Origin of the sequence: uncultured Sphingorhabdus sp., from assembly GCF_937872355.1 — a bacterium.
Classification (GTDB): Bacteria; Pseudomonadota; Alphaproteobacteria; order Sphingomonadales; family Sphingomonadaceae; genus Sphingorhabdus_B.
Map to the genome: position 1 here is coordinate 1 of NZ_CALMSV010000026.1, position 8,318 is coordinate 8,318.

At 57.6% G+C, this 8,318-nt stretch carries 6 protein-coding genes and 1 pseudogene; 6 read left to right on the top strand and 1 reads right to left on the bottom strand.

The genetic code is table 11. The features are described 5' to 3' along the window. Positions 1–126: 126 nt before the first annotated feature. The 6 genes and pseudogenes from Q0239_RS01065 to Q0239_RS01090 all read left to right on the top strand — a co-directional run bounded on the left by Q0239_RS01065 (position 127) and on the right by Q0239_RS01090 (position 6,957). Positions 127–397: pseudogene (locus tag Q0239_RS01065) on the top strand (ArdC-like ssDNA-binding domain-containing protein). 56 nt (positions 398–453) lie between these two features. Continuing rightward, a complete protein-coding gene (locus Q0239_RS01070; protein ID WP_006022656.1) occupies positions 454–2,244 on the top strand; it encodes an SIR2 family protein in 1,791 nt (596 codons plus the stop codon). A 39-nt stretch (positions 2,245–2,283) separates the two neighbouring features. After that, positions 2,284–4,149: a hypothetical protein gene (locus Q0239_RS01075; RefSeq protein ID WP_006022657.1), complete on the top strand. Its 1,866-nt coding sequence runs from the start codon at positions 2,284–2,286 to the stop codon at positions 4,147–4,149. A 39-nt stretch (positions 4,150–4,188) separates the two neighbouring features. Then, the gene (locus Q0239_RS01080) at positions 4,189–5,463 is read left to right on the top strand and encodes a DUF4238 domain-containing protein (RefSeq protein ID WP_006022658.1); all 1,275 of its coding nucleotides are present in this window, start codon (positions 4,189–4,191) and stop codon (positions 5,461–5,463) included. 253 nt (positions 5,464–5,716) lie between these two features. After that, positions 5,717–6,082, top strand: coding sequence for a hypothetical protein (locus Q0239_RS01085; RefSeq protein WP_237863170.1), 366 nt, complete (start codon positions 5,717–5,719; stop codon positions 6,080–6,082). 41 nt (positions 6,083–6,123) lie between these two features. Next, entirely contained in the window at positions 6,124–6,957 is an 834-nt protein-coding gene (locus Q0239_RS01090; RefSeq protein ID WP_298597044.1) for a hypothetical protein, read from the top strand. Positions 6,958–7,007: 50 nt separating this feature from the next. On the opposite strand, the gene Q0239_RS01095 is transcribed toward Q0239_RS01090, so the two are convergent. Beyond that, complete coding sequence (locus tag Q0239_RS01095; protein ID WP_006022661.1) at positions 7,008–7,610, bottom strand: hypothetical protein; 603 nt, start codon at positions 7,608–7,610, stop codon at positions 7,008–7,010. Between the last annotated feature and the right edge of the window lie 708 nt (positions 7,611–8,318).

Sequence of the window (8,318 nt, forward strand, 5' to 3'; positions counted from 1 at the left end):
GCCCCGGCGCCGGTCGCGGAGATCGGCGATGTCCAGAAAGACCTGACAAGCTCGGGCTGGCCAGGACCGGGCGAGCTATACGATGAACTTACCGACAATATCATCGCAGAACTTGAGGCCGGGCGCGTGCCTGGGTCCAACCTTGGAGGACGGCGGCTGCGAAGGCGCCACTTGCCAAACGCCGCGACCGGGCGGAATTATTCCGGGATCAACGTGCTGATCCTTTGGAGCGCCGCGGCACGGCTTTTCGGGCCAGAGCGGGCCCACCTTCCGCCAGGCGCTCGCGCTCGGCGGCAATGTCCGCAACGGCGAGCGCGGCACGTCCGTCGTGTACGCCGACCGATTCGTACCCGACGACGAGAAGCGGCGCGCCCGAGCAGGCGCGAGCGGCGATTGATTGCTGCGCAATCTTGCTATGCTCGGACCCTTCCCTCCTAGTGATTCGCGCCTGCCATGAGCATTTTATCAAGCGATCCGATTACTCAGCTCGCATTCTCGATGTTCGAGAGCAAGGGTGTCTATGCTTTGCTTCTCGGCTCTGGTCTCTCTCGTGCAGCCGGGATTCCAACTGGATGGGAAATCACTTTGGACCTAGTTCGACGAGTCGCGCTCGCGCAAGGCGTCAAGAATCAGTCCGATTGGGCGACGTGGTATCGCAAAACGTATGGTGCGGAACCCGATTATTCAGCGATTCTAGCAGGACTGGCGGCCTCGCCTGCCGAACGGCGATCCATCTTACATTCGTACATCGAGCCTGACGAAGACGATCGTGCAGAGGGTAAGAAACTTCCGACAGCCGCGCACCATGCAATCGCGGGCCTGGTTCGCGACGGGTATGTCCGAGTGATACTAACGACCAATTTCGATCGGCTATTAGAAAATGCACTGCGAGAAGTTGGCGTTGAGCCAACTGTCGTCACCTCCGTCGACAGCTTGTCAGGAGCCGAGCCGCTCACACATAGCCCGTGCTACGTGCTGAAGCTTCATGGTGACTACAAGGATGCACGCATCCTGAATACCGACGAAGAGTTAGGCGTGTATCCGCCGCAATACGATGCGCTGCTCGACCGCATTTTGGATGAGCACGGTCTTATAGTTTGCGGTTGGTCAGGCGAGTGGGATGACGCGCTACGGGCAGCATTGTTGCGCGCTCCTAACAGGCGTTACCCTACTTTCTGGAGCATACGGGGGAAAGTTGGGAGCGGCGCAGAGCCCATCATCAGTCAGCGTAAGGCTGTGACCATTCCGGTTGCCGACGCCGATAGCTTTTTTCTGAAGTTGGCCGAGCTGGTGAAAACACTCGCCGAGACTCGGAAGCAGAGTCCGCTGACGATTGATATCCTCGTCGGCTCTATCAAGCGGTACGTTGCGAGGCCGGAATTTCGCATTCGACTCGATGAAGTCATCACACAGGAAGTTAACAAGCTTTTCGACCGCCTCGACGCGAAGGAGCTCTCTCCGCAGGGTGTGTGGTCCGTTGAGGAATTCCGCCGACGCCTTAAACTCTATGAGGCCACTACCGAGCCGCTCGCGAAAGCCTTTGGTGTTCTCGGACGATGGGGGGATGACGCCGAGCTTGCACTCATTGCCGATACGATCCGCGGCGTCGTTGCCAGGGCGAACAAGGTGGGCAGCGGCCTGAATATATGGCTTGATCTAAGGACGTATCCGGCCGTTCTGCTCATGACTGCATATGGGCTCGGACTTGCGAGAGCAGAGCGTTGGAAGACCTTGCATGACCTGTTTTCTCTCTCGATGCCTAGGGACGAGCGGGACCCAAAACGTCTCGTGAATTCGCTCTTCCTGTGGGACTGGAGGGGGTCAGACGACAATCTCTGGAATAACGTTGAAGGTTTCACGACAGGCAACAACCGCCGAAAAACACCACTCAGCGACCATCTATTCGACGTATCCTTCGAGTGGGGCACGGCGTTTTTGGGCGTCCCCACAGACAATGCTCTGCTGTTCGATCGTTTTGAGGCGCTGGGGGCGTTGGTCCACCTTGAAGAGAACAGTGAAAGGGCACTGAAGGATCAACTGGAGAACGGCGACAGGAAGGCTAGGATGTCTGTCGGTCGCATCGGCTGGCGAAGCGAGGGGCGACGCTCAATAGAACACGAGCTGAAATCAACTCCTACCAGGCAACAACTGCTTAAAGCAGGGTTCGCATTGGGCAGTGAAGCATACCTCGATCTATTCTTGGAAAACCTATCACGGGTAGCACGATGGATGGAGTGGCGCTGACACTCCACCTGGCGATACCGGCCAGGGAGCAGCCGGACGATGTCTATACGCCTGAGAGAACTGTTTGCCTGTACGGAGCAAGGCGGCGCTTTCGTCGCCGAATCTGCCGATGGTCGACTCCTGCATATTGGCGAGGTGCCCTCCGGGCTCGCCTGCAACTGCGTCTGTCCCGGCTGCGGAAGGCGGATGGTTGCGAAAAAGGGAGATGTGCAGGCCCACCATTTTGCGCACAATGCTCAGCAAGATGGCCGGTCATGCGCGTCCGCCGGCGAGACGGCCCTGCATAAGTTTGCGAAACTCATTTTGGATGAGCGCCTGGAAATTACTTTGCCAGCGCAGGTCGTGGAGGAGCAGAAGGATCGCGAAGTTGTTGTCCGGGCGGCGAAGCGTACTTTCGATCGAGCGATCCTAGAAACCAAAGATGGGCAGATCGTTCCCGACGTCGTGCTGCTCTTACGCGATCGCAGGCTCATCGTAGAATTCAAGGTCACTCATCCGTGCGACTCAATAAAAATCGCCCGGATCCAAGCGATGGATGTCGGCGCAATCGAGATCGACCTCTCCCAGTACCGCGACCACAAGCTCAGCGAGATCGGAGACCGGATACTTTACGACGCGCCGCGAACATGGCTGCACAATCCGCGGGAACGTGAAGCGCGCGCACGCCTCGAAGTGAGAGCGCTACAGCGAGCAGAGGAGAGGCGGACGCAAATCGAAAATTACCGCGGCTCCTATCGCCATCGTTCACCGTCAGAATCCCCGGGAAGCGGGGCATGCGAATCTTCGGCCCGGAAAAACGGCCTCGCCGACCTCATCAATCTGCCGGTATATGGGGCTGGTTGCTTCACAGTGGCCGTTGCGGAATGGCAAGCGGCTATTCTGGAAGCATTGCTCGCTCCAACGAAAACGCCTTTCCGAACTCGAAATGGGCTCGCGGCACTCCGAAGCAGACGATGGCTCGACTCATCGTTTGCTGACATTTCGGACGAAATCGTATGTGGGGTGCGAGCGGCCGGGATTCCGTTCAACTCCCCCTTCCAGGCCGTCGAAGCATATCTAACGCAACTCGAGCGCCTTGGCTTCGTTCATTCGGATCCGACTGAGATTTGGCGGCCCTCACATACGCTACAGGCACGGATCGATAAGGCGCGCGAGCTCCGCGCGCGACCGGTCAAGCGTACGCGCGAGCTCCGTCAATTAGTTGAGGAGCTGATTGCCACTCTTCCAGCGGATGAGACCGCTGCTTTCGTATTTGAACAATGGTGGAGTTCAATGCTCCCGGAACGCGGCCATTCACCTCGTGATGCGATCGACTTCGATGAAACGAAGTGGCGATCGCTCACGAACGACCTGGATAATATCGCGACGCAAATCCGGTTCTCGCCGCGAGAACGCTTAGACCTTTTTGGGCTTCCCTACCACGGCGCCCTGGCGCGCGCACTTGAGCGCAAGCATGCAGAAGAAGCCGAACGTCAACGCGCCAATCAAGCGAAAATCGAGGCAGATAAAGCTGCCCGCGTCGCCGATCTGCAGCATCGCGCGCTTCGACAGATCGGGAGAGAAGCGGAACTCTGGCTCGTGACGACAAACTCTAACACTGGGGGACGCCCTCCCATCGAGGTCGCTTTGGATAGCGAAGCTGGTCACGAGGATGCGGTCCGCGCGCTCCATTACCGAGCAAGAGAGATTGAGGTTCAGCATCGAGCAAGCGAGCGGAAGGCAAAAGCCGTGGCGGAGCTCGCCGCGCTCGCCCAATCCCGGTATTACGACGACGAGCGAGCTAATTTATGGATGCGAGGCAGGAGGCGGGAATTAGGTGGTAAATCGCCGGAGGAGTTCACGGTTGATGATGCTACCCGGCAGCGGTGTAGTGAGCTGCTACCTACGAAACGTTCGCGTCGATAGGAACTCGGATGTTCTGTGTCAATACACCGCATAGAGACAATGAACCGGCCTTCTAAAAAGCACCACTTCGTACCACAGGCGCAGCTTCGAAATTTCTCTGCGGACGCGGAGCGCCGTTTTCTCTATGTGCTCGACAAACAAACGGATCGATCATTCCGAACTTCGATCCTCAACGCTGGCTCAGAGAACGACTTCAACACCATCAGTCTCGGCGCCAGCAAGTGGAACTTCGAAGATCTGTTCCAGGAAGTCGACACCCGGTCGGCTTTGCTTATTGCGGAGATCCTCTCGCGCAAATCGCTAGCCTGGCTATCCGAGGATGATCGGCTTGCTTTGGCCGACTTGTTCGCCACCCAGATGCTTCGCACGCATTTCAGTCGAACCACGCGGGCGCACCTCGCTGATCGTCTTCGGGAGATCACACGGCAGCTCGGCTACGATCCGGATCAGAATCCGACCATGGCGACGCCCCCCGATGCAGCACTGCGCCTCGGCGCAGTACGGACATTCCTTGATCGCAGCGAGCAGGTCGTCGCGCTTCTGCGCCTGTATCCCGCCTTATACCGAGCAAACGGGGACCATCGGTTCATAATCTCTGATCATCCCACCGCAGTGATGAATGCTTTTCCCTATGGGGAACTCGGACTTACTTCGCACGGCATACTAGTCGTCCTGCCGATCTCACCAGAGATTATGATTGCCTTGCACTGCCCGACAATTGTGAAGCGCTATGAGTTCGCTGAACAAGCGAGTCTCGAGGCAGATCAAAAGGAGCGAGTGTTCCGATACAGAGACGGCCTCAGGTCCGGCAATCCGATCGATATTGATGAAGATGCGGTCCTGTTCCTCAATCATCAGCAAACGGTTCATAGTGCGCGGTACCTCTACGCGGCCACCGACACATTCGATCGCGCGCGTGAAGCGTTGGAACAGCAACCTCACCTTCGGTCCGTCACGACACACCTTACGTTCGGCGAAATGGGACGGCCGTCTAAACGACATTCAGAGATGCAATCGGGAATACACCTCGTAGTACGCGGTCCTGCCGATCACGGGATCCTCACAATCGAGGAAATCGATCCTTCCGGAGAAGGGATCACCGCTCGGACCGGCCAGATCACATTGTTAGCCCAAATGGCATCGGATCAGGGCATGCTCCGTGTCGAACTCTACGTCGATGGACGCCCCATGCGCACCTTGGGCGCTGCCATGGTGGAGCCTCTTGGAAACACAGCCGATGGCTGGTTCCGCGTAGTTCACCGCGATGCCAGTTTGAGAGAGTTAGGCAAGCGTCTCGATCGCAACCGCTTGTAGCCTTCCATTTCCGGCGAGCAGGTCCCCGATATCAAACTTCGAGCAGTTGGCAGCACAGGCCTGTTCCACAGCATGCAGCGCAACCTCTCACGTCAAAAGCACTAGGTGACAATACAAGCGTCCGCGAGCCGCGCTTCCTCGTCCATCCGATTTGCACGCTACAGCACTCTGGACTTGGGGGCGGCATCAGGGGACCCTTTGTTTGGCATCGTAGACAATTTAGATCGATGCATGGCAATTGGGTTACGCGTAGATGGCGCCGAAACGGGTCAGCAGGAATCTCGTCAGCCACCACAACGGTAGGTCTTCTGGCGAGCCCGCACCGACAGCGTCGCGCCATGGATATGCGCATCTCACTCAGCGCGGTTTTGATCTTATCGGGGGATCATCGAAGCGCTTGCAGGGACTCATGGTTGAGAGTGATAACAACAAGCGGCGCCGGCTCGTCGAGTTCAAGGATGGTTGCCGCTATGGCAAATTTGGAAGAACTAAAGCTTATGAGCTGATCGCCCACGAGAGGATCAGGGCCTACAAGATGGGGGGCAAGACCATGATTGATCTCAACAGCATAGATGAATATCATGCTTCGCTGCCGAGGGTCGAAACGAGAGCAAGCTAGGCCGCCGATCTGCGCAGCCGCTAAGTCCTCACACTGCTGCCATGACCGAAAACACCGATAATGCTCCGTTCGACCCCGCGCTGGGGGCCATCGAACCGCACGCCGGAACGCTGACCGCACCGCCGGACGGGCAACAGCTTTACAAAATCATGACGATTGAGAACCTGCTCCGGTCGGTGAGCGGCGGATACCTCTATTTCAACCGGGTCGATAGCTACAAGGACTTCCGGAATGCCGACGGGCATGACGGTGAGCAGTTGCAACAAGATCGCGCCGCCAATGAGGCCGCCAACTTCGAAAGGGCACCCGATTTCTCTGGGGCGGACTATTATGACCGCTGCCGAAACCGGACCTATGCGTGCTGCTTCTCGCTGGAGAACTCCGACTACATCTGGCACGAGTACGGGAACGGCAGCGCACATGGTAAAGTCGGCATCGCTTTCGATTTCGCGAAGCTGCGTGCCGTCATCAATGAGATCATGAGCGTCAGGAATGGACTGCTGTACCGGGGAAACGCCTGCAAGCAGATATTCTCCGTAAACTACGGAATCGTCGATTATTTGTCGTGGGAAGAGGTGCGGGAAAATATCGATCGGATGCCCAATCCGATCCGCTACACCTACGTCAAGGACAAGAGCTATGCTGATGAGCGCGAGTTGCGTATTTCGCTTTCGGCGATTGGCATGGGACATTTTGTCTTGGCCGATGGCACGAAAATGGAATTTGCCCCCGGACTCGAACTCGGCTTTGATTATCGAAAGGCCATGACAGATGGCACGATCACGGAGGTTTTTCCCGGCCCCGGCTGCGACCTCGATTTCCTCCGCGATGAACTCGGCAAGCTCGGCATCAAAGCGGTAGACGGCGCGGCCTAAAGGCTAGGCAGATAATCCAGCGGCACTTCGCCGCCGCTGTGCGTCCCAATCTATAGGTCTTGTTCGGGCGCCGGCTTCTTTAAACCGCGCGGCTCCAGTAATTCGGCGGGGGTTTCTTGCAGGCCACAGAATGCGCTTATCCGGTGATTACCGTCGAGGATGCTCAAGCCATCGGGAAGCCTTATCGCAACTAGCGGCTTTTCGAAGACGCCATTCTTCATCAGGTAATCGGCCCCCCTCTTGAATCGCCTCCCGGTCTCCTCATCAATGGTGCCGCTTGCTTTCTCCATCAATATCTGCGCCACAATGACCTTCGTACCCTGGCAGAGATTTGCAAAGCCACAGTCAGTCGTTTCGCGCTTCCAGCTAACCTCTCGCCACCATGAAAGGGGCCTGTATCCAAGGATGGCTGCCCATGCGTGATTGCCGAGCGGCTCCGGCGGCGGCCAACCCGTATCGCCAGCGCTGCGGTTTGCGAGGTAGAACAGCCACAGTTCAATGACTGCATCGGGCCAATGCGGAAGATAGCGCTTTATATCGGCTAGAGATACCTCCGGCGGTCGCCACTTCTTCTTCAGAATCTCGGCGAGTTCTATAGCTTCGAGCAGCGTTAAGCTCCACAATTCCTCGACGAGCTTCGGCACATCAGCCATGGCATGATCCTGCGGTCATGATTTCATTACCACTATCACGCAAACGCCAAACGGAGGCGCACGGCGGCTTTCTGCTTTCCGGTTGCCGACGTGCCCTCATCGTTAAGCAGGGTCGAGGCGATCGAGCGGAAGCCGCGGGCGTAGTGGTCGCTGCCGGCGCTTTCAGTGTTGGTCTGGCCAGGCGCAACCGACTCGCCCCGAAGTCGTTCAACACGAGGTACGTATCTCGCTCGGCATCGTGGGGCAAAGTGTAAAGACTACGCATGACAAGGCGCTCCCTTGACCTCGCGATATCAAGTTTGGGCGATCCTATCGGGATTCGAGTCGGAGCCGGGTTCGATTCCGGTCGTGGCGCTTGTGGAGACCAGAACGGCATGGGGCGCGCCTGCTGCCGGGGAGCCTGCTGGCTTATTTTTTGCCAGCGAGTACCGCGCGTCTCAGCTTGCTGGTATTTCTGCTGGTATCGGCAGCAATCCGTGACTAAAATCGCCATAAATTCGGATAGTTAAGGAAATAGGTGACTGCCGGCCAGGGGCACCAAGCTTCGCTGCTTCGCAGCTAGGCTTGGCGCGGCCCGCCCCGCTCTCGCGTAGCGAAGCAGTGGAGCTTGCCTGGCGAAGCCGGGCGCGGCATATTGCGGGCGCCCGCATCACCATGTGCGAACGGTGCTACAAAGAATGCACACGGGTTTGACAGGTACAGCCGAGA